The 21,588-nt window shown below is 43.8% G+C and carries 17 protein-coding genes and 1 tRNA gene; 10 read left to right on the plus strand and 8 right to left on the minus strand.

The features are described from left to right. Nucleotides 1-48 precede the first annotated feature (48 nt). Nucleotides 49-1,584, plus strand: coding sequence for a carbon-nitrogen hydrolase family protein (locus DW121_RS10560; RefSeq protein WP_117710230.1), 1,536 nt, complete (start codon nt 49-51; stop codon nt 1,582-1,584). 89 nt (nt 1,585-1,673) lie between these two features. Here the strand turns inward: DW121_RS10560 and DW121_RS10565 are convergent, their stop codons facing one another. Next, a complete protein-coding gene (locus tag DW121_RS10565; RefSeq protein WP_117710571.1) occupies nt 1,674-3,140 on the minus strand; it encodes a catalase in 1,467 nt (488 codons plus the stop codon). Nucleotides 3,141-3,481: 341 nt separating this feature from the next. Between DW121_RS10565 and ileS the strand changes: the two genes are divergently transcribed. Genes ileS through DW121_RS10590 form a run of 5 tightly spaced genes read left to right on the plus strand, consistent with a single transcriptional unit; the run spans nt 3,482 to nt 9,352 of the window. Next, the gene (ileS, locus tag DW121_RS10570) at nt 3,482-6,970 is read left to right on the plus strand and encodes an isoleucine--tRNA ligase (RefSeq protein WP_118323731.1); all 3,489 of its coding nucleotides are present in this window, start codon (nt 3,482-3,484) and stop codon (nt 6,968-6,970) included. A 33-nt stretch (nt 6,971-7,003) separates the two neighbouring features. After that, nucleotides 7,004-7,384, plus strand: a complete 381-nt coding sequence (locus DW121_RS10575; RefSeq protein ID WP_004290962.1) for a TraR/DksA family transcriptional regulator — start codon at nt 7,004-7,006, stop codon at nt 7,382-7,384. A 2-nt stretch (nt 7,385-7,386) separates the two neighbouring features. Then, nucleotides 7,387-8,016, plus strand: coding sequence for a lipoprotein signal peptidase (locus tag DW121_RS10580; RefSeq protein ID WP_118323732.1), 630 nt, complete (start codon nt 7,387-7,389; stop codon nt 8,014-8,016). Next, nucleotides 8,013-8,948 (plus strand): DUF4296 domain-containing protein, encoded by a 936-nt coding sequence (locus DW121_RS10585; protein WP_118323733.1) that lies wholly within the window; start codon nt 8,013-8,015, stop codon nt 8,946-8,948. The genes DW121_RS10580 and DW121_RS10585 overlap by 4 nt, the downstream gene beginning before the upstream one ends. Continuing rightward, a complete protein-coding gene (locus DW121_RS10590) occupies nt 8,948-9,352 on the plus strand; it encodes a hypothetical protein (protein WP_118323734.1) in 405 nt (134 codons plus the stop codon). Before DW121_RS10585 ends, DW121_RS10590 begins: the two co-directional genes overlap by 1 nt. Here DW121_RS10590 and DW121_RS10595 read toward each other — a convergent pair. Next, the gene (locus DW121_RS10595; protein WP_118323735.1) at nt 9,303-10,064 is read right to left on the minus strand and encodes an RNA methyltransferase; all 762 of its coding nucleotides are present in this window, start codon (nt 10,062-10,064) and stop codon (nt 9,303-9,305) included. The genes DW121_RS10590 and DW121_RS10595 overlap by 50 nt on opposite strands. Before the next feature lie 79 nt (nt 10,065-10,143). Here DW121_RS10595 and DW121_RS10600 point away from each other — a divergent pair, with 79 nt between their 5' ends. Further along, nucleotides 10,144-12,456, plus strand: a complete 2,313-nt coding sequence (locus tag DW121_RS10600; protein ID WP_117710225.1) for a BamA/TamA family outer membrane protein — start codon at nt 10,144-10,146, stop codon at nt 12,454-12,456. A gap of 92 nt (nt 12,457-12,548) precedes the next feature. On the opposite strand, the gene DW121_RS10605 is transcribed toward DW121_RS10600, so the two are convergent. Next, nucleotides 12,549-13,106 (minus strand): DUF3332 domain-containing protein, encoded by a 558-nt coding sequence (locus DW121_RS10605; protein WP_117710224.1) that lies wholly within the window; start codon nt 13,104-13,106, stop codon nt 12,549-12,551. A gap of 147 nt (nt 13,107-13,253) precedes the next feature. Further along, on the minus strand, nt 13,254-14,540 hold the full coding sequence (locus tag DW121_RS10610) for an NAD(P)/FAD-dependent oxidoreductase (RefSeq protein ID WP_118323736.1): 1,287 nt from the start codon (nt 14,538-14,540) through the stop codon (nt 13,254-13,256). 196 nt (nt 14,541-14,736) lie between these two features. On the opposite strand from DW121_RS10610, the gene DW121_RS10615 reads away from it, so the two are divergent. Together DW121_RS10615 and DW121_RS10620 are read left to right on the plus strand one after the other, a co-directional pair. Beyond that, nucleotides 14,737-15,930, plus strand: a complete 1,194-nt coding sequence (locus DW121_RS10615; RefSeq protein ID WP_118323737.1) for a BamA/TamA family outer membrane protein — start codon at nt 14,737-14,739, stop codon at nt 15,928-15,930. Beyond that, the gene (locus DW121_RS10620) at nt 15,917-17,626 is read left to right on the plus strand and encodes a lipid A phosphoethanolamine transferase (RefSeq protein WP_118323738.1); all 1,710 of its coding nucleotides are present in this window, start codon (nt 15,917-15,919) and stop codon (nt 17,624-17,626) included. Before DW121_RS10615 ends, DW121_RS10620 begins: the two co-directional genes overlap by 14 nt. Nucleotides 17,627-17,692: 66 nt before the next feature. On the opposite strand, the gene DW121_RS10625 is transcribed toward DW121_RS10620, so the two are convergent. The 4 genes from DW121_RS10625 to DW121_RS10640 all read right to left on the minus strand — a co-directional run bounded on the left by DW121_RS10625 (nt 17,693) and on the right by DW121_RS10640 (nt 20,789). Beyond that, complete coding sequence (locus tag DW121_RS10625; RefSeq protein ID WP_117710220.1) at nt 17,693-18,250, minus strand: NAD(P)H-dependent oxidoreductase; 558 nt, start codon at nt 18,248-18,250, stop codon at nt 17,693-17,695. A gap of 103 nt (nt 18,251-18,353) precedes the next feature. After that, nucleotides 18,354-18,426, minus strand: a tRNA-Lys gene (locus DW121_RS10630). 93 nt (nt 18,427-18,519) lie between these two features. Continuing rightward, nucleotides 18,520-19,323: an MBL fold metallo-hydrolase gene (locus DW121_RS10635; RefSeq protein ID WP_118323840.1), complete on the minus strand. Its 804-nt coding sequence runs from the start codon at nt 19,321-19,323 to the stop codon at nt 18,520-18,522. 83 nt (nt 19,324-19,406) lie between these two features. Next, on the minus strand, nt 19,407-20,789 hold the full coding sequence (locus DW121_RS10640; protein ID WP_118323739.1) for a peptide MFS transporter: 1,383 nt from the start codon (nt 20,787-20,789) through the stop codon (nt 19,407-19,409). Between the two features lie 78 nt (nt 20,790-20,867). Between DW121_RS10640 and DW121_RS10645 the strand changes: the two genes are divergently transcribed. Next, nucleotides 20,868-21,560 (plus strand): HAD family hydrolase, encoded by a 693-nt coding sequence (locus DW121_RS10645; RefSeq protein ID WP_117710218.1) that lies wholly within the window; start codon nt 20,868-20,870, stop codon nt 21,558-21,560. Nucleotides 21,561-21,588: the final 28 nt, after the last annotated feature.

Raw genomic sequence — 21,588 nt, forward strand, 5'->3', positions numbered from 1 at the left:
TAAAACCGTAACTTTGCATCGTTTAAATTCAGGTAGAACACAAAGATTATGGACGAAATGAAAATCAATAAGGTGCAAATACGTAATCTGCAAATAGAAGATTACGATCAATTGGCACAATCATTCACACGTGTTTATTCAGATGGAAGTGATGTATTCTGGACACACAAACAGATAGAAAAACTGATTCGTATCTTTCCTGAAGGACAGATTGTAACGGTAGTGGATGAAAAGATAGTGGGATGTGCACTCTCCATTATCGTAAATTATGATGATGTAAAGAATGACCATACCTATGCTCAGGTTACGGGTAAGGAAACTTTTAATACTCATAACCCTAAAGGTAATATTCTCTATGGTATCGAAGTCTTTATCCATCCTCAATATCGCGGATTGCGTCTGGCACGCCGTATGTACGAATACCGCAAGGAAATCTGCGAAACGCTGAACCTGAAAGCCATCATGTTTGGCGGACGTATTCCTAATTACCACAAGTATGCCGACCAGATACGTCCTAAAGAATATATCGACAAAGTAAGACAGAAAGAAATTTATGACCCGGTACTTACTTTTCAACTGAGCAACGACTTCCATGTACGTAAAGTGATGCGCAACTATCTCCCTAATGATGAAGAATCCAAGCATTACGCCTGTCTCTTGCAATGGGATAACATTTATTACCAACCGCCTACGCAGGAGTATGTAAGTCCGAAAACTACAGTGCGTGTCGGTCTGGTACAATGGCAGATGCGTACTTATAAGACATTGGATGATTTATTTGAACAAGTGGAATTCTTTGTGGATGCCGTTTCTGACTATAAGAGCGACTTTGTACTTTTTCCGGAGTATTTCAATGCACCGTTAATGGCGAAATTCAATGATGAGGGAGAGTCGGAAGCTATTCGCGGACTTGCCGCTTATACCGATGAAATCAGGGAACGATTTGTAAAGCTGGCCATCAGTTACAACATCAATATCATTACAGGCAGTATGCCGCTCATTAAGGAAGAGGACGGACGCTTGTACAATGTGGGATTCCTTTGCCGTCGCGACGGAACATACGAAATGTACGAGAAGATACACGTCACTCCCGATGAGATTAAAAGCTGGGGATTGAGCGGCGGTAAATCTCTGCAAACATTCGACACGGACTGTGCAAAAATAGGCGTGCTGATATGTTATGATGTGGAGTTTCCGGAACTTTCACGCATCATGGCGGACCAAGGAATGCAAATATTATTTGTTCCATTCCTTACCGATACGCAGAATGCCTATTCGCGTGTTAAGGTGTGCGCTCATGCCCGTGCCATTGAGAATGAGTGTTTCGTGGTTATAGCGGGTAGTGTGGGTAATCTTCCCCGTGTACACAATATGGATATACAATATGCCCAATCGGGTGTGTTTACTCCTTGCGACTTTGCTTTCCCCACCGACGGAAAGCGTGCCGAAGCCACTCCGAACACGGAGATGATTCTTGTGTCTGATGTGGATTTGGATTTATTGAACGAACTGCATACCTATGGCAGCGTTCGCAACCTGAAAGACCGCAGAAATGATTTGTATGAAGTGAAAATGAAGAAGTAAGAAAAATTGCCACCGGTTATGCGGATTTATACGGTTTCTGTGTTATTATCCTTTTGTGTAAATCCGCATAATCGGTGGCAAACTTTTTCCTATCTGGTACTCGCCAAAGCCTCTTGCAAGTCAATGCCCAAAGCGGATGCTACTCCGGTACCATACGCCGGGTCTGCTTTGTAGCAATTGCGTACGTGGCGTTGCTTGATGAAAAGCTCGGCATCTCCCATGGCACGAGCCGTATTCTCAAACAAAAGCTGTTGTTCGCCTGCAGGCATCAGTCGGAACAAATCACCCGGTTGGCTGTAATAGTCATCATCGTATTCACGTTCGTTATAATTATAAATGTCTCCATGCACTTTCAAAGGCGGTTCTTTCTTCTCCGGTGAATCCTGCCATTCTCCATAGCTGTTAGGCTCATATCCCTTGGCGGAACCATAATTGCCATCTACACGCATAGCGCCGTCGCGGTGAAACGCATGGAACGGACAGCGAGGTTTGTTTACCGGAATTTGTTCCGCATTTACTCCCAGACGATAACGTTGCGCATCTCCATAAGAGAATAATCTTCCCTGCAACATCTTATCAGGTGAAAAACCTATGCCTTCTACAATGTTTTGAGGATTGAATGCAGCCTGTTCCACTTCCGCAAAGTAGTTTTCCGGATTACGGTTCAGTTCCAAGATACCTACATCTTGTAGCGGGAAGTCTTTGTGCGGCCACACTTTCGTCAGGTCAAAAGGATTTATGCGGTAATTATCCGCTTCCTCTTCAGTCATCAGCTGAATCTGAAGTTTCCACTTCGGGAAATCGCCTTTTTCAATGCTCTCATACAAATCTCTTTGATGTGATTCACGATCTTTGGCGATGATTGATTCTGCCTCTTGGTCGGTCAGACATTTAATACCCTGCATGGTTTTGAAGTGGAATTTCACCCAGATACGTTCATTATTTGCATTGATGAAGCTGTATGTATGACTGCCGTATCCGTTCATGTGACGATAAGAGTAGGGGATGCCCCGCGGGCTCATTGTAATAGTTACCTGATGCAAAGCTTCGGGCAATAATGTCCAAAAATCCCAGTTGTTATTGGCGCTGCGCATATTAGTACGCGGGTCACGTTTCACTGCATGATTCAAATCCGGAAATTTCAACGGATCACGTAAAAAGAATACCGGAGTATTGTTTCCTACTAAATCCCAATTACCTTCTTCCGTATAAAACTTCATGGCAAACCCGCGAATATCGCGTTCAGCGTCTGCTGCACCTCTTTCGCCTGCCACTGTTGAGAAACGGACGAAACATTCTGTTTTTTTTCCTACTTCGCTAAAAATTGCCGCACGGGTATACTTTGTGATGTCATGGGTCACAGTAAACGTTCCATAAGCACCGGAACCTTTGGCATGCATACGTCTTTCGGGAATTACCTCGCGGTCAAAGTGAGCTAGTTTTTCCAAAAACCACGGGTCCTGTAATACCATAGGACCTCTCCGGCCTGCTGTCTGACTGTTTTGGTTGTCTGCTATCGGACGACCGTTGGCTGCTGTTAATTTCTTTTTTTCCATAAATACCATTTTAGAGTTAATAATAAGGATTTCCTATGTTGCAAAGATAGTGGCAGCATACAGACACAACAACAGATTTTTTCTATGGATATATTGTTTAAATCTATAATGTATCGCTCTAATTTTCCAAATATAGTCATAATAATGGAATAACCTACGTTTAAAACGGATATTTATAAATAGCACATTTTAAAATTATCTACTCAAAAATCTCTTTTCTCTAACTTTTTTGTAAATTTGCACCCTTAAAACAAAGAGGATAGCTCCAGATGCGCTGAAAAGACTCCTCGGACTATCTCTAAGAGTAGTAAATCGTAAATAGTCAAATCGTAAATATCAAGATGGGTAAGAAGTTTGCCGAATATTCAAAGTTTGACCTTTCGGAAGTAAATAAGGAAGTGTTGAAGAAATGGGACGAAAACCAAGTTTTCGCCAAGAGTATGACAGAACGTGAAGGTTGTCCTTCTTTCGTGTTTTTCGAAGGACCTCCCTCGGCTAACGGTATGCCGGGTATTCACCATGTAATGGCTCGCTCCATTAAGGATATTTTCTGCCGCTACAAAACCATGAAGGGTTTCCAAGTGAAGCGCAAGGCTGGTTGGGACACACACGGGCTTCCGGTGGAGTTGGGTGTGGAAAAAGCGCTCGGCATTACCAAAGAAGATATCGGTAAGACTATCTCCGTTGCCGAATATAACGCTGCCTGCCGCAAGGACGTGATGAAGTTCACCAAAGAGTGGGAAGACCTTACTCACAAAATGGGTTATTGGGTGGATATGCAGAATCCTTATATCACCTATGATAACCGATACATCGAAACCCTGTGGTGGCTGTTGAAGCAACTTCATAAAAAAGGACTTCTTTATAAAGGATATACCATACAGCCATATTCTCCGGCTGCTGGAACCGGTTTGAGCTCTCACGAGTTGAACCAGCCCGGTTGTTATCGCGATGTAAAAGATACAACCGTAGTAGGACAGTTCAAGATGAAGAACCCGAAGCCCGAAATGGCAGAGTGGGGTACTCCTTATTTCTTGGCATGGACTACAACTCCTTGGACATTGCCTTCCAATACCGCTCTTTGCGTAGGTCCGAAAATTGACTACGTAGCCGTGCAAACCTATAACGGGTATACGGGTGAAAAAATGACTGTGGTACTTGCCAAAGCACTACTCTATACTCACTTCAACAAAAAAGCAGAAGAACTTGCATTAGAGGATTATAAGCCCGGTGACAAATTGATTCCATTCAAGGTTATAGGCGAATATAAAGGTCCTGATTTGGTAGGGATGGAATATGAGCAACTCATTCCGTGGGTGAAACCGGTAGATGTGGATAATGACGGCAATTGGAGCGTCAGCGACAAAGGTTTTCGCGTAATCCTTGGCGATTATGTAACCACAGAAGACGGTACGGGCATCGTGCACATTGCTCCGACATTTGGTGCGGACGATGCTTTCGTAGCCCGTGCGGCAGGTATCCCTTCCTTGTTCATGATTAACAAGCGCGGTGAAACTCGTCCTATGGTAGACCTTACCGGTAAGTTCTATTTACTGGACGAACTGGATGAAAAGTTCGTAAAAGAATGCGTCAATGTAGATGCTTACAAAGAATATCAGGGTCGCTGGGTGAAGAACGCCTATGACCCTCAATTTACCGTTGACGGCAAATACGATGAAAAAGCCGCACAAGCTGCCGAGACTCTCGACATTTACATCTGTATGATGATGAAGGCAGCCAATCAAGCATTCAAGATAGAGAAACACGTGCACAACTATCCGCATTGCTGGCGTACGGACAAGCCGGTATTGTACTATCCGTTGGATAGCTGGTTTATCCGCAGTACCGCTTGCAAGGAGCGTATGATGGAGCTGAACAAGACTATCAACTGGAAACCGGAAAGCACCGGTACGGGACGTTTCGGCAAGTGGCTGGAGAACCTGAACGACTGGAATCTGAGCCGTTCACGTTACTGGGGTACTCCGTTGCCCATCTGGCGTACGGAAGACGGTGATGAGGAGAAGTGCATCGAGTCCGTAGAAGAGCTTTACAACGAGATAGAAAAATCCGTTGCAGCCGGACTGATGGCATCCAATCCTTACAAGGAGAAAGACTTCCGCCCGGGTGTGTACACGCAGGAGAACTATGATAAGATAGACCTTCACCGTCCTTACGTGGATGACATCATCCTCGTTTCCAAAGACGGCAAGCCCATGAAGCGCGAGTCAGACTTGATTGACGTATGGTTCGACTCCGGTTCCATGCCGTATGCACAGATACACTATCCGTTTGAAAATAAGGAATTGCTGGATAACCATCAGGTATATCCCGCCGATTTCATCGCAGAAGGTGTAGACCAGACACGCGGTTGGTTCTTCACCCTGCACGCTATCGCTACAATGGTGTTCGACAGTATCTCTTATAAGGCTGTAATCTCAAACGGTCTGGTACTCGACAAGAACGGCAATAAGATGTCCAAGCGTTTGGGCAATGCCGTAGACCCGTTCTCCACTATCGAGAAATACGGTTCTGACCCCTTGCGCTGGTATATGATTACCAATTCTTCTCCGTGGGACAACCTGAAGTTCGATGTAGACGGAGTGGAAGAAGTACGCCGCAAGTTCTTCGGTACCTTATATAATACATATTCATTCTTCGCCCTCTATGCAAATGTGGACGGATTTGAATACAAGGAAGCCGATGTCCCGATGGCGGAACGTCCTGAAATAGACCGTTGGATTATCTCCGTGCTGAACACGCTGGTGAAAGACGTAGACAACTGTTACAACGAATACGAGCCGACCAAAGCCGGACGATTGATTTCGGACTTTGTGAACGACAACCTTTCAAACTGGTATGTCCGCCTGAACCGTAAACGTTTCTGGGGTGGCGGCATGACACAAGATAAGCTGTCCGCTTTCCAAACACTCTATACCTGCCTGGAAACCGTATCCAAATTAATGGCGCCTATCGCCCCGTTCTATGCCGATATGCTCTATTCGGACCTGATAGCGGCAACCGGACGTGACAATGTAGTGTCCGTTCATTTGGCAAAATTCCCCGAATGCAAGGAAGAAGCGATAGACAAGGAACTGGAAGCACGTATGCAAATGGCACAGGACGTTACCTCTATGGTATTGGCTTTGCGCCGCAAGGTGAACATCAAAGTACGCCAGCCGCTACAGTGCATCATGATTCCGGTAGTAGACGAAGAGCAACGTGCCCACATCGAAGCCGTAAAAGCACTTATCATGAACGAGGTGAACGTAAAGGAAATCCGGTTTGTGGACGGTGCGGCAGGGGTACTTGTGAAGAAAGTGAAGTGCGACTTCAAGAAGCTGGGCCCGAAATTCGGCAAGCAAATGAAAGCCGTAGCCGCCGCCGTTGCCGAAATGCCGCAGGAAGCCATCGCCGAACTGGAAAAGAGCGGTTCTTATACACTGAACTTAGACGGTGCGGAAGCCGTAATCGAAACATCCGATGTAGAAATCTTCAGTGAAGATATTCCGGGCTGGCTGGTTGCCAATGAAGGTAAGCTGACTGTCGCTCTGGAAGTTACCATAACCGAAGAACTTCGTCGCGAGGGTATCGCCCGCGAATTGGTGAACCGCATCCAGAATATCCGCAAGTCAAGCGGCTTTGAGATAACGGATAAAATAAAGATTACATTATCAAAAAATCCGCAAACAGATGATGCGGTAAATGAATATAATGACTATATTCGCAACCAGGTTTTAGGAACCTCACTGACGCTGGCAGACGATGTAGAAAGCGGTACGGAACTTGAGTTCGACGATTTCAAACTGTATGTAAGCGTTGTAAAAGAATAAATTATTAATACTAACGATTAAACACGTAAAGTTATGGCAGAAAAGACAAGATACTCGGATGCAGAATTGGAAGAATTCCGCGCCATTATTATGGAAAAGTTAGAGTTGGCACAACGCGATTATGAGTTGCTGAAAGCCAGCCTGACAGGTGCAGACGGTAATGATACCGACGATACATCTCCAACATACAAAGTACTGGAAGAAGGAGCAAATACCTTGTCTAAGGAAGAAACGACACGCTTGGCGCAACGCCAGCTGAAGTTCATCCAAGGTTTACAGGCGGCTCTGGTACGTATTGAGAACAAAACGTACGGCATCTGCCGCGAAACAGGCAAACTGATTCCTGCCGAACGTCTGCGTGCGGTGCCTCATGCAACATTGAGCATTGAAGCTAAAAACAACGGCAAGAAATAAGGATGAAGAAATTTTTCACGAAAGGGCGGATAGCCTTACTCGTTATTTTCTCGGTATTGATTATCGACCAGGTAATTAAGGTGATTGTTAAGACCCAAATGTATTGGCATGAGAGTATACGCATCACCGATTGGTTCTATATCTATTTTACCGAAAACAATGGTATGGCTTTCGGTTTGGAGCTATTCGGAAAGTTGTTCCTTACTTCATTTCGAATCGTTGCGGTAGGGGTTATAGGCTGGTTCCTGTACAAGTTCATAAAGCATGGCATGAAGACGGGATTTATTGTCTGTGTGTCACTCATCCTGACAGGAGCATTGGGCAATATCATCGACAGCGTATTCTACGGAGTACTGTTCAATGAAAGCACCTACTCGCAACTGGCAACCTTTATGCCCGAAGGCGGCGGGTATGCTCCGCTGTTCTACGGTAAAGTGGTAGATATGTTCTATTTCCCCATTATCGAAACAAACTGGCCTGAATGGATGCCTTTCATCGGTGGAAACCATTTCATCTTCTTCAGCCCGATTTTCAACTTTGCCGATGCTGCAATCAGTTGCGGTATCATAGCATTGTTGCTGTTCTACAGTAAATATTTGAATGATTCCTATCATGTTATAAAGAAATCATGAAAAGGAAAAAACAGATTCAATGGTATAGCGTAATCCTTTTGGCGTTCAGTCTGACGGCGTGTCAGGTTAAGAGACCTGACACAGTGATACCGGACGCCAAAATGGAAAACGTACTTTACGACTTCCACATTGCCAAGGCGATGGGAGAGGAAGTCCCTTATAACGAAAGCTATAAGCGTGTACTCTACATTGAATCTGTTTACAAGAAATACGGCATCACCCAAGCCGATTTCGATACTTCAATGGTGTGGTATGCCCGCCATCCGGATGCCCTCACAAAAGTCTACGAGAAAGTAAACCAACGGTTAAAGGCCGAAAGAGACGGCATTAACCATCTGATTGCCTTACGCGACAACAAGCCCAAAGAATCTCTTCCGGGCGACAGTATCGACGTATGGATAGGGCGGCACATCTATCATCTTACCGGGATGCCGTTGAATAATAAGCTTGCCTTTACACTTCCTTCGGACACCAACTTCAAGGACAGAGATACGTTGCGATGGACAGTTCGCTTCCGCTTCTTGAACGGAACACCCGACAGCCTTCATGCGCCATTAATGGCAATGCAGGTTCTTTATGCCAAAGATACGCTGAACGGTATGCTGAAGATAAAGCAAGCGGGCACAGAGACTATTTCCTTGTTTGCCGACACATTGGGAACGATAAAAGAAATACGCGGATTCATCTATTATCCGGCACAACAGTCTGCGCAAAGCATATTGGCAGACCGTATCAGCCTGATGCGCTATCATGCAACGGACACCCTTTTTAATGCTGAAAAAGACAGCATCGGGACTGAGGATAAGGAGATAAAGAAAGATACGCCACCAAGCAAACCCGTAGAATTGAAGCAACAGGATGAAGAGAATGACAATGCTCGCCGTCCTGAAATGCGTCCCCGCCCAAGATTACGCCCAACTACTGAAAAGTAATGAAACGCTTTGCTTCACACTTTTTGTTCTTGCCTGCGTACGGTTACCTGAAACAGTATGTAGTAGAAACGGAAGAGGGAATAGTTGTACGTTTATTTCCACTGACCGAAGAGATAGAAAATGTGGAATGGTTGCCGGGAGCAATCGTTCTGTTGACACAAGAGGAGTTGAAAAAACTTGACGCAAATTTCAATTCTGCACACACTTTTCAGGAACTTAGTAAAACCTCTCCGGAGTTTTACTATAATTCCGGGGACGTTTTAGTAAATTTTCCCCGGAGTTTTACTAAAACTCCGCCACCCTCTATTGACGGGAGTTGCAGACTGTTGCCCGTCTATTTCTCCAATTTTGACATTACAACGATGCTGCCTGTCGCCGGAACTCGGCACAAACTACTGCGGTAGCAATAGCGACATTCAAAGATTCGGAAGTTTCACGTTCCGATGGATAATTGGGAATATACAGTTTCCGGTTGATGAGTTGCTCCACTTCTTTTCCTATACCGTTGCCCTCATTCCCCATAACTATCAATCCATAGGCGGAAAGCGGCTGAGTGTACATATTTTCCCCGTCCAGAAAAGTGCCGTATACCGGTATGTCTTTCAATGAGCCAATCAGTTCGGGCAGGGAAGTATAATGCAGTTTTACACGTGCGATGCCCCCCATAGTGGCCTGCACGGTTTTGGGATTATAAACATCCACCGTATTGGGCGAACAGAAGATATGCTCAATACCAAACCAGTCGGCAAGGCGAATGATAGTCCCCAAATTGCCGGGGTCTTGCACATCATCCAATGCCAGACAAAGAGAGCGGCCTATGACGGAAGCATCCATTGCTTCGTCCGGCTGTTCAAAAACGGCAAGTACCTGTTGGGGCGTTTTCAGCAGACTGGCACGTGAGAGTTCCTCTTCGGATACTTCGGTTACATCTTCTACCGGCAGATGCTTGTGCGCGGAAAGCCATTCGGCAGTTGCAATCAGAAGACGGCAACGGAAGTGCCCCAATAAATCGCCGACCAGTTTCGGCCCCTCTGCCAAAAACACTTTATCGGCTTTACGATTCTTCTTCAACTCCAGTGAACGGATATATTTGATACGATTCTTGCTTAGTGCCATAAGTTGTTTGGTTTTATTTGGCAAAAGTACACGATTATTTCTATATTTGCAGTAATTTATGCGCAATTAATAACTTAGTATGAAGAAAGGCTTTCGCTACGCACTACTTGCTACCGCCGTACTTTTATTAGCTTCATGTTCTGCCACGAAATATGTGCCGGAAGGTTCGTATTTGTTGGACGAAGTGCGCATACAAACGGACAACAAGGACATCAAGCCTTCGAGCCTCTCGATGTATGTCCGCCAAAACCCGAATGCCAAATGGTTCAGTTTGATAAAGACACAGTTGTACGTCTATAACTGGTCGGGCAGGGATTCCACACGCTGGATAAACCGCACCCTGCGCCGCATGGGAGACGCCCCGGTGATATATAAGGCGGAAGAAACGGAACGTTCCGGTGAAGAAATGACAAAGGCCATACAGAATATGGGCTATATGAGTGCTACCGTAGAACCGATTACACACATAAAAAAGAAGAAGTTGAAGCTGACATATAAGGTTTCCGGTGGAAAACCCTATAAGATTCGCTCTCTCAAGTATGACATCCAAGACGAGAAAATCAAGGAATATATGCGGCAAGATTCGGCCGACACCTACCTCACCGAGGGAATGTATTTTGATGTGAACCGCCTGAATGCAGAGCGCCAACGCATTACGGACAATCTTCTTCGTAACGGATATTATAAGTTTAATAAGGAATACATCTCCTATACGGCAGATACGGTGAGAAACACCTATCAGGTAGACGTAACCATGCATCTGGCCCCTTATCGGCAGCACAACGATGACGCCCCGCAAAATCACCGGCAGTATTACATCAATAAGGTAAACTTCATTACGGACTATAATGTGCTGGAATCATCCGCTTTGAGCAGCATAGAAATTAACGATTCCATACATTACAAAGGATTTCCCATATATTACAAGGATAGACTCTATTTGCGTCCGAAAGTCCTGACCAATAATCTGCGTATCGTGCCGGGAAGCTTGTATAATGAACCGGATGTTCAGCGCACATACTCCAATTTCGGACGTCTGCAAGCATTGAAATACACCAATATCCGTTTTTTTGAAACACAGGTGGGCGATACCTCCAAACTGAATGCCTATGTGATGCTGACAAAAAGCAAACACCAGTCCGTATCGCTTGAGCTGGAAGGAACCAATTCGGCAGGAGACTTGGGGGCGGCTGCATCCGTATCGTTCCAGAACCGGAATATGTTCAAAGGCTCCGAAACCTTTATGATAAAACTGCGTGGCGCCTACGAAGCCGTATCCGGTCTGCAGGGTGGCTACAACCACGAGGATTACACCGAGTTGGGAGCGGAAGCGACCATTAACTTCCCGCGTTTCCTCTTTCCGTTCCTGTCCGGAGATTTCAGGCGGAAGATACGTGCCACCACAGAGTTTGGCGTACAGTACAATTATCAGATACGTCCGGAATTTTCACGCATCATCGCCTCTGCCGGATGGAGTTATAAATGGGGATTGCAACGTCAGCGGGCGCAACACCGCATTGATTTGCTGGACATCAACTATCTGTATATGCCTTCCATCTCCAAGGAATTCCGTGAAAATTACTTGGAGAAAGATGAAAATTATATTTTAAAGTATAACTATGATGACCGCCTGATTGTCCGCACAGGATACAGCTACACGTACAATAGCGCAGGGCAGGCCTTGATGAACAACACAATCATAGGTAACTCATATTCCATTCGTGTGAATTTTGAGTCGGCAGGCAATTTGCTGTATGCTTTTGCCAAAATGACTAACATGAAGAAGAATGAAGATGGGGAGTATTCATTGCTGAGTATCCCATTCGCACAATATGTCAAGGGAGATTTCGATTTTGCCAAGAACGTTGTTATCGATAATCGCAACTCCATTGCATTTCATGTGGGAGCCGGCATAGCCGTTCCTTACGGCAATGCAACGATTGTGCCTTTTGAAAAGCGTTACTTCTCCGGCGGCGCCAACAGTGTGCGAGGCTGGTCGGTACGTGATTTGGGGCCGGGCGTTTTCCCCGGTGACGGAAACTTCATGAATCAGTCGGGAGATATAAAGCTGGATGCGAACATAGAATACCGCACACGTCTTTTCTGGAAATTCAGAGGGGCTGTCTTTGTGGATGCCGGCAACATCTGGACATTGCGCGATTACAAAGACCAGCCGGGAGGTAAGTTTGAACTCAATAAATTCTATAAACAGATAGCCGTAGCCTACGGTTTGGGATTACGATTGGACTTGGACTTCTTCGTCCTGCGTTTTGACGGTGGTATGAAAGCTGTCAATCCGGTGTACAGCAACAGCAAGGAACATTTTCCTATTCTTCATCCCAAATTCAGCCGCGATTTCGCATTCCATTTTGCAGTGGGATATCCGTTCTAAATAAAAGAAAATACCCGTCTAAAATAAAGACCAAAGAGGTTTTATATTTTGATACAACCTCTTTGGTCTTTTTAATTCTTATTATTTAGCTCTCAACGTGCTGCATAATAGGTATTGACCATAGTTGCCTGACGAGCGGCGGATACACCTTGCGCATCCAGAGTAACAGTCATTTCTTCACCGTTGGGCAAAGTCATCTGTGCAGTGCCGTCGTTGTTCATCTGCAGAAGTTCAGTGCTTACGCCGTCTGCCACAACATTCCAAGTATTCAAGTCCTTGTCATAGATTAACTCCATAGATGCAGTTTCATCACCTTCTTTTGTGATAGAGTAGCCGTTTTCAAGAGTTTCTACCAAGTAGTTTCCGTTTTCGCCTTTTACTTTCTTGACGTCACCGATACTTGCCAAGGGGTTATTTCCGCTCCAGAACTCAATGGAGTTGATAACCAAAGCATCTGCCAGGTAGCATACGCCATACACCGGAATGATATTGAATGCAAGAAAAACAAGTTCATTGACAAACTTATTGCTGACACCCTGGTTCCAGCTTAACAACTTACCGTGCAAGGCAAAAGAACCAATACATGAACTGAAAAGAAAAGCACCGCATACCATTACAGTTGCAGCCAATTTCAAATTTAATTTTTTCATAATCTCTTTCTTTTATTTTACTGTGTTTATTGAGATAAAATCTCATTATTTGTTTATAAGGTTAGTGCAAATATAACCATTTTTATAAAAAAACACAAAAAAGCCGCAAAAAACAACATTTTGTAAAATAAAAGAATAAATAAATGTTCACTCCCGTTTCAACGGTTTAATGATTATCCGTAATGACGGATCGTAGGTGAAGTAACTCCACATCCAGTCTACAAATATAAATAAACGGTTTTTTACCCCCACGATACTCATTAAATGAATAAACAGCCATACGGCCCATGCCGGGAAACCGCCAAAACGCAGTTTCTTTAATTCAACAACTGCATGATTGCGGCCAATGGTGGCCATAGCCCCTTTGTTGTGGTATATGAAAGGCTGTAAAGGCAAGCCTTGCTCCATACGTTGTAAGTTGATAATTAAATTCCTTGCCTGTTGGATGGCAGGCTGAACCACTTGCGGATGCCCTTTAGGAAAGGCATCGGAAGTCATCAAGGCTGTATCGCCAATGGCGAAGATATTGGGATACTCGTACAGACGGTTATAGTTGTCCACCTTCAGACGGTTTCCCGGTCCGTAGGCTTCGGTCGGCAAACCTTGCAGACTGTTGGCCTTTACACCGGCTACCCAAAACACGTTCTTGGTATCTATTAGAGACCCTTCACTCAGCACAAGTTTATTTTCTTTGTAGTTGATAACTCGCGCATTCAGCTTAATTTCCACATTCCGGCTTCTCAGATATTCCGCCACTTCTTGGGACGATTTTTCCGAAAAAGCGGATAGGAGACGGGAAGAACCGTCTATCAGAATAATGCGCATCTCATTGATATTCAGATCCGGATAATCTTGCGGAAGGACAAATTTTCGCATTTCCGCCAAAGCGCCTGCCAGTTCTATGCCTGTGGCTCCTCCACCCACAATGGCAAAAGTCATCAGACGTTTGCGCTCCTCCGGATTTCCGGTATTTTGGGCTTGCTCAAAGCTGTCCAAAATTTGATTACGGTTGAACAGGGCTTCCGATGTATTCTTCAAAGCCATAGTCTGTTTGGCCATATCGCTGTTGCCAAAATAATTCGTATCGCATCCGGTGGCAATCACCAGATAATCATAGGCCAATGTACCGATAGACGTTTCCAGTAAGTCGTTCTCCGGAATGACACATTGTGCTTCACAAATACGTATGTGGAAATGGTTTCTTTTCTTAAAGATTTTGCGGTAAGGAAAGGAAATGGCGCTTGGCTCGATACCTGCCGTAGCCACCTGATAGAGTAGCGGCTGAAAAATATGGTGGTTGTTCTTGTCCAGTAAGACGACCTGATACTTGTCACTCTTTAATTTTCTTGCCAGTTTCAGTCCGCCGAAACCTCCGCCTACAATGACCAGTCGTTTGCGTCCCTCTTTATCGGGAATATCCATTGCTGTTTTCATATTTCAAGTTGTTCTTTGTTCATTATAAAGAAACACAGGGGATTAAGGATTGTTCTGTCAGCACTCGGGTAAAAGCATTTATAGGAAATAATAGACATTAAATCGGAGTTAATGGAAACAAAAAGCCTTGTAATATTGTTGTAACATGGAATATTTACAACTACCTTTGCCCTAAGGGTTTCTTAGCAAATAGAAAATGGACACAAAACTAAAAGGATGCCTGTTATCATTAATTTTGTTGGTGACTGTAACTGCTGTTCATGCACAAACACGTCTGGCAGAAGCAAATACTTCGGCTGGTACGGATTCTGTCATCGTCCCAGACTCTGTTCCTGCTAAGCGGAGTTTCTTCAAAAAATTTTTAGACTACTTCAACGATGCCAATAAAGAAAAGAAAAATAAGAAATTCGATTTTAGCATTATCGGCGGACCGCACTATTCCAGTGACACCAAGTTGGGACTGGGATTGGTTGCAGCAGGACTTTACCGCTCCGACCGGAACGATACGATCCTTCCGCCTTCCAATGTATCATTGTATGGAGATGTTTCCACAGTAGGCTTCTATCTATTGGGAGTACGCGGAACGCATCTTTTCCCGCATGATAAATACCGGTTGAATTATAACCTTTATTTCTATTCTTTCCCCAGTTTATATTGGGGAACCGGATATGATAACGGAACCAACAGTGCCAATGAAAGCGATTATGACCGTTTTCAGGCACAGATAAAAGCGGACTTTATGTTTCGGCTTGCACAAAATTTCTATATAGGACCTATGGCTGTATTCGATTATGTGTACGGGCATGATTTTGACAAGCCGGAGTTGTGGGGAGGCATGAGTACACGCACAACAAACCTCAGTTTGGGCCTGTCGCTACTTTATGATTCACGAGACTTCCTGACCAATGCATACAAGGGATACTACCTGAGAATAGACCAACGTTTCAGCCCTGCCTTTTTAGGGAATAAATATGCTTTCAGCAGTACGGAATTGGATACAAGGTATTATCATACCGTATGGAAAGGTGGTGTTTTGGCAGGACAGTTCCATACTCTGCTGAATTATGGGAATCCCCCTTGGGGGCTAATGGCAACTTTGGGCAGTTCGTATTCGATGCGCGGTTATTACGAAGGGCGTTATCGTGACAAATGTGCTATGGATGTTCAAATAGAACTTCGTCAGCATATTTGGAAACGAAATGGAGTAGCTGTGTGGGTGGGAGCGGGTACCATTTTCCCGAAGTTCTCCGAATTCGATGTGAAACATATTCTTCCCAATTATGGCTTCGGCTATCGCTGGGAGTTTAAGAAGAGAGTGAATGTACGTTTGGATTTAGGGTTTGGCAAGCACCAGACCGGATTTATATTTAACATCAATGAAGCTTTTTAGAAAAATCAACAAATGGTTTGAAAACCAAGAGAACTTGTTTTACTTGTTCCTGGCAGTTCTTATAGTACCCAATATTGTACTATGTTTTACAGAACCTATGCCTTTAGTAGCAAAGGTGTGTAATGTAGTATTGCCTTTCTCCATCTATTATATAGTAATGAGTGGGTCGAGGAATTGCGGAAAGACTTTTTGGATATTGTTTCCTTTTCTATTTTTCGGAGCATTCCAGATTGTGTTGTTGTACCTCTTCGGGCAGTCCATTATTGCGGTAGATATGTTTCTTAATCTGGTAACGACCAACTCCAGCGAAGCCTTGGAATTACTGGATAATCTGATTCCCGCCATTGTCATTGTAGTGTTGCTGTATATTCCGGCATTATTTTTAGCTGCGGTGTCTGTCGCCAAAAAACGAAAACTGCCGGAAACATTCATTCACAGGGAACGCAGGCGTGCCCGTATTGTAATGATTCTCGGCGTCCTGTCATTAGGAACTGCCTATCTGTTCGATTCCCGTTATGAATTGAAATCGGATTTATATCCGGCAAATGTATGCTATAATATTGCACTTGCCTTTCAGCGTACTGCACAGACACAAAACTATGCGAAAACCTCGAAAGACTTTACTTTTCAAGCAAAAGCCACTCATCCGGAAGAGAATAGGGAAGTCTATGTCATGGTAATCGGAGAAACATCCCGTGCCGCGAACTGGTCAATCTATGGTTATAATCGTGATACGAACCCGAAGCTATCCAAAGTAGAAGGGCTGACTGCATTCTGCCATACACTGACAGAATCCAATACTACGCACAAGAGCGTGCCGATGCTGATGTCTTCGATTTCGGCACATAATTTCAATTCTATCTACCGGCAAAAAGGAGTTATCACGGCATTCAAGGAGGCGGGGTATAAGACGGCTTTCTTCTCCAATCAACGTTACAATCATTCATTTATCGACTTTTTTGGGAAAGAAGCTGATACATACGACTTTATAAAAGAGAATACAGGAAGAAGCGCCGATTATAACCCTTCTGATGATGAACTTTTAGAACTGGTAGCTGCCGAATTGGCGAAAAATGCTTCCAAGCAATTTATCGTTCTTCACACCTATGGCTCGCATTTCAATTATCGTGAACGCTACCCTTCGGGTAATGCTTTCTTCCTGCCTGATTTTCCGGTGGATGCCGAAGTGAAATATAAGGATAATTTGGTGAATGCCTATGATAACTCCATCCGTTATACAGACGATTTTCTGTCGCGCCTCATTCGGATGCTGCAAGAACAGAACGTGAATGCGGCAATGCTCTACACTTCAGATCATGGAGAAGACATTTTCGATGATAATCGTCATCTTTTTCTGCACGCATCACCGGTTCCGTCGTACTATCAGATACATGTGCCTTTCTTAGTATGGATGTCTGATAGTTACCGGCGGAATTACCCGGCTCTGTTGACAAATGCCGAAGCCAATAAGCAAAAGAATATATCATCCAGCGCTTCGTTCTTTCAGACCATGCTGGAGTTGGGAGGAGTAGAGACACCGTATCGGAACGATTCATTATCCGTTACAAATGCTTTGTATACCGAAAAGCCCGGAGTGTACCTTAACGATCATAATGAAGCCCGTCCTCTGGATGATATAGGAATGAGAGAAGAGGATTTTGATATGCTGCAAAAGAAAGGCATATCATATAAATAAAATGAATATGCCTATTACTTAAAAACAACTAAAATTCGTATTGATACATCACTTTTGTTTATATGATTACCAATCATTGCCTGCGTGGCTTTTTCCAATTAATGCTTCAATTCTCTGCTTATAGGTATTAGCCCCCTCCGCAATATTTTTTCCTGCATCAGCCGTCCCCATACCATACGCCACTACAGGAGTTTGCCAGACCATTCCGGCATGTATGGCGCTTCCCTGATAAGGTCTTAATAATTCATCTATCGTAAAATTGTTTCTTCCGCCACTGCGATAGGCGCTATATTCAGAGCCGGTAGTGACTGCCACCATAAAAGCCTTGCCGGCCACTGCCGGAGTCTTGGCCAGATAAGTAAATACTTCATCTTGCCACTTCTTCAACAAGGAAGGGGCTGACATCCAATATAATGGAAATTGGAACACCAAAGTAGACGCTTGGGATATAATCTTGCTCCATGAGTCCACATTAAAAGCATCCTCAGAACGCATCTCGTACAGATTGTATATTGCCACTTCTTCCAACTCTTTAATGGCATCCATCAATGCTTTGTTGGCTTGAGAACTCTTAATGTCGGGGTGTGCCAATAAAACCACGACTTGTTTTGCACCTTTATCCATAGTATGTTTTTATAATTTAGAAATATCTGCTGAATAGTTACAAAGATAAAAAAATATGAATATATAACAAAAAAGGAACAACTATTGTTGTTCCTTTTTTAAGTACACCCTCAGGGATTCGAACCCTGGACCCACTGATTAAGAGTCAGTTGCTCTACCAACTGAGCTAAGAGTGCATTACTTATTTCTTGTTTGCGGGTGCAAAGGTAGTCCTTTTATTTTATTCCGCAAACAATTCTCGGACTTTTTTCGATGAAATGGGTATCTTTTTATTCAAACTCATACAGTTCGGAAGGAGTGGTTCTCTTTAAAGCACAGAGCTGCACATCTTTACCTACAATAATACCTTGCTCCCTTAATTTCCATTCAACGGTTTTATAAGCCAGTTCCGGATGATTATTGTCTTTGCTTAAATGGCAGAGCCAGATATATTGCAAATGCTCAGTGATATTCTCGGCAAGAAATTCTGCGGTGGCAATGTTGCTCATATGTCCGGTACGGCTGGTTATGCGTTCCTTTAAATATTGGGGATAAGTACCCATACGCAACATTTCGTCATCGTAATTGGCCTCCAATATCAAATAATTGGCTTTACAGATATATTGCGCCGCAGTAGGAGTTATTTCTCCAAGGTCGGTGAGAAAAGAGAATACCTTGCCGTCTATCTCAATGCAATAACCTACATTGTCTGTACCGTCATGGGGGACTTCAAAAGATTCGATATGGAAATCTTCCAGCTGCATAGGCTGTTGTTTTTCCAAATAACGAACGGATGAATGCAACTTTTCTGTCATGCAGTAGCTCTTGTTTATTCCTTCGTGAATACGTGCGGTTGTATAGATTGGAATATTCAGCTTTTCACCCAGTCCGCCTACCGCTTTGATATGATCGGCATGATCATGGGTAACAAACACTGCACGTATCATTTCCATATTGATGCCAGCCTCTTTCAATCCTTTTTTTATGGTACGGACAGCGATACCGGCATCAATGAGTATTCCGTATTTTTCTGTGCCTATATAGTAACAATTGCCACTGCTACCACTTGCAAGGCTTATAAATCTTACTTTCATTTTAATCTTCTTAATTACAAAAAAGCCGTCACTTTTTGAAAAAGTGACGGCAAATATACGCAAAATATGCAAAATATAAAAGATTATACTTTCTTCTTTTTGTCGATGAATTCGGTGGTTTTTGCAAAAATCAACAGAGCTATGGCAGCCACCAACCCTATTCCCGCAAAATAATACCAGATGTAATGTGCGTTCACACTGGCAGCTTCCCAAGCTTCCCGGCTTGCAAACAAAGCCGGATCGGGACAATATTTAGTCAACAATACACCGGCTATGCCAAACCCGAAAATAGAAGACAGGAAAGAATGGAGATGACTGAATCCAAGATACATACCTTCTTCTCCTTCGGGAGCCTGCAAAGAGAAGTATTCCAGATAGCGTGGAGAAATAAAACATTCTGCCAAAGCCTGTACCACAATACCGAGTATCATCATCAATGTGATATTGCTCATTCCCGCAATGACATCATTGCCCAACAGATTTCCGCATGCCATCAGTAATGCGGATACCGGAATCAGAAACATACCGATGTTCATGGATGTAATAGCGGTACGCTTTGCCATCCATCTGGTAATGAAACTTACACAGCAGACCACAACAAATGGATTCACATTGGCTATCCATCCCGGTTTGGCTGTTTCTCCTGCCATACGGATAACGTACTTAGGCATTGTGGCATACAGTTGTTGCTGTACCATCCAGAATCCGGTTACAATAAGAATCAAAATCAACAAGCGCCAGTTTGTAATGATACGCAGGAAACCTTGCCCTATTTCGCGCATACTTTTACCTTCACCTGCCGTATGCGCCGACTTGTATAGAAGAATAACTGACAGCAATGCAAGAATAGTCATTGCTGCGGAGAAGAAATTAATATAGATATAAGCCTGTTCACCGATAGCGTTGCGCAAAGGGTCGATAATGGTCTTTCCGGTAAAAGCACCGAAATTCACCATCATATAAAAGATAGAATAACCGCGGGCACGGGTTGCTTCAGTCGTTTCTTTCGCAACCGATGCAGATATGATAGACTTGATGAATGAACCGCCAAGCATAATGACAAACAATACAGGAACAATCATCCAACGTTCGTTACTGTCGGCCAACCCTGAAAAGCGTGTTACTTCGCCGTATTCCACCAATCCGGCAGCCTCCAGCAAGGTAGGCAGCACTCCCAAGCCCAAGTAGCCTGCTGACAACAGAGAGAAGGCGATAATCATTGATTTGCGGAAGCCTATCTTATCGGCATAAGCTCCGGTGAAAATGGGAAGCAGATAAAGACCGCCTGAGAACAGACCGGAAATCATACTCGCTTCAAAGTCGTTGAAACCTAAGATATTGGAAAGATAAATGGTAAGAACTATAAATACGGCATAATATGCCATGCGTTCAAAAAGTTCTACTGTGTTGCTTACCCAAAAGGCTTTACTAAAACCTTTGGCATGAGTTTGGGGTGATTGAGTCATCCTTTACTAATTAATTATTATGTTTTAATTGTTTATATTTGCGGCAAAGATAGGCAATAACAATAAAACAGGCAACGTATGAAAGACAAAATAGAAGTCGTGGCATTCGATGCGGACGATACTCTTTGGGAAAACGAGCTTTATTTTCAAGAGTTTGAGCACAAGTTCTGTAATCTGCTAAAAACATATCAGCCCTCGGAAGCAGTCTCACAAGAACTGTTTGAAACGGAAATGAAAAACCTGCATATGTATGGATACGGCTTGAAAAGTATGATGCTCAGCATGATTGAAACCGTATGCCGAATCACCGATGGACAAAAAAACATACATTGTGTAGAAGAAATCATCAAACAGGGGCAGGAACTTTTGCAAAGACCTGTGACGCTTTTGGATGGAGTGGAAGACGTGTTGCTCCAATTGCAAGGAAGATACAAACTGATATTGGCAACCAAAGGAGATTTGTTCGACCAAAGAAGAAAGGTTATGGGGTCGGGACTGATGAAATATTTCTGCCATATTGAAATAATGAGCGACAAGAAGAAGTCCGATTACCAAAAACTCCTTGACACGATGAAATGCCGCCCACAGAAATTCTTGATGCTGGGAAATTCCATAAAATCGGATATACTGCCGGTACTGGAGTTGGGAGGGTATGCCGCCCACATACCTCATCATATCACTTGGCAGCATGAGGCCCATGAAGGAGACATTACAAATCCCAACTTTATCCAATTAAAGAACATCAAAGACATAGCAGAATATCTCTTATAAGGTATCTGTCACTCAGAGCGTATAAGCC

Source organism: Bacteroides sp. AM10-21B (assembly GCF_003472565.1).
Taxonomy (GTDB): domain Bacteria; phylum Bacteroidota; class Bacteroidia; order Bacteroidales; family Bacteroidaceae; genus Bacteroides; species Bacteroides propionicigenes.

Coding starts and splice junctions, on each gene's coding strand:
- DW121_RS10590 (WP_118323734.1), top strand. CDS start 8,948: ATGAAACGCTTTGCTTCACACTTTTTGTTCTTGCCTGCGTACGGTTAC.
- DW121_RS10600 (WP_117710225.1), top strand. CDS start 10,144: ATGAAGAAAGGCTTTCGCTACGCACTACTTGCTACCGCCGTACTTTTA.
- DW121_RS10580 (WP_118323732.1), top strand. CDS start 7,387: ATGAAGAAATTTTTCACGAAAGGGCGGATAGCCTTACTCGTTATTTTC.
- DW121_RS10645 (WP_117710218.1), top strand. CDS start 20,868: ATGAAAGACAAAATAGAAGTCGTGGCATTCGATGCGGACGATACTCTT.
- DW121_RS10615 (WP_118323737.1), top strand. CDS start 14,737: ATGGACACAAAACTAAAAGGATGCCTGTTATCATTAATTTTGTTGGTG.
- DW121_RS10595 (WP_118323735.1), bottom strand. CDS start 10,064: ATGGCACTAAGCAAGAATCGTATCAAATATATCCGTTCACTGGAGTTG.
- DW121_RS10640 (WP_118323739.1), bottom strand. CDS start 20,789: ATGACTCAATCACCCCAAACTCATGCCAAAGGTTTTAGTAAAGCCTTT.
- DW121_RS10575 (WP_004290962.1), top strand. CDS start 7,004: ATGGCAGAAAAGACAAGATACTCGGATGCAGAATTGGAAGAATTCCGC.
- DW121_RS10610 (WP_118323736.1), bottom strand. CDS start 14,540: ATGAAAACAGCAATGGATATTCCCGATAAAGAGGGACGCAAACGACTG.
- DW121_RS10560 (WP_117710230.1), top strand. CDS start 49: ATGGACGAAATGAAAATCAATAAGGTGCAAATACGTAATCTGCAAATA.
- DW121_RS10625 (WP_117710220.1), bottom strand. CDS start 18,250: ATGGATAAAGGTGCAAAACAAGTCGTGGTTTTATTGGCACACCCCGAC.
- DW121_RS10635 (WP_118323840.1), bottom strand. CDS start 19,323: ATGAAAGTAAGATTTATAAGCCTTGCAAGTGGTAGCAGTGGCAATTGT.
- ileS (WP_118323731.1), top strand. CDS start 3,482: ATGGGTAAGAAGTTTGCCGAATATTCAAAGTTTGACCTTTCGGAAGTA.
- DW121_RS10585 (WP_118323733.1), top strand. CDS start 8,013: ATGAAAAGGAAAAAACAGATTCAATGGTATAGCGTAATCCTTTTGGCG.
- DW121_RS10565 (WP_117710571.1), bottom strand. CDS start 3,140: ATGGAAAAAAAGAAATTAACAGCAGCCAACGGTCGTCCGATAGCAGAC.
- DW121_RS10605 (WP_117710224.1), bottom strand. CDS start 13,106: ATGAAAAAATTAAATTTGAAATTGGCTGCAACTGTAATGGTATGCGGT.
- DW121_RS10620 (WP_118323738.1), top strand. CDS start 15,917: ATGAAGCTTTTTAGAAAAATCAACAAATGGTTTGAAAACCAAGAGAAC.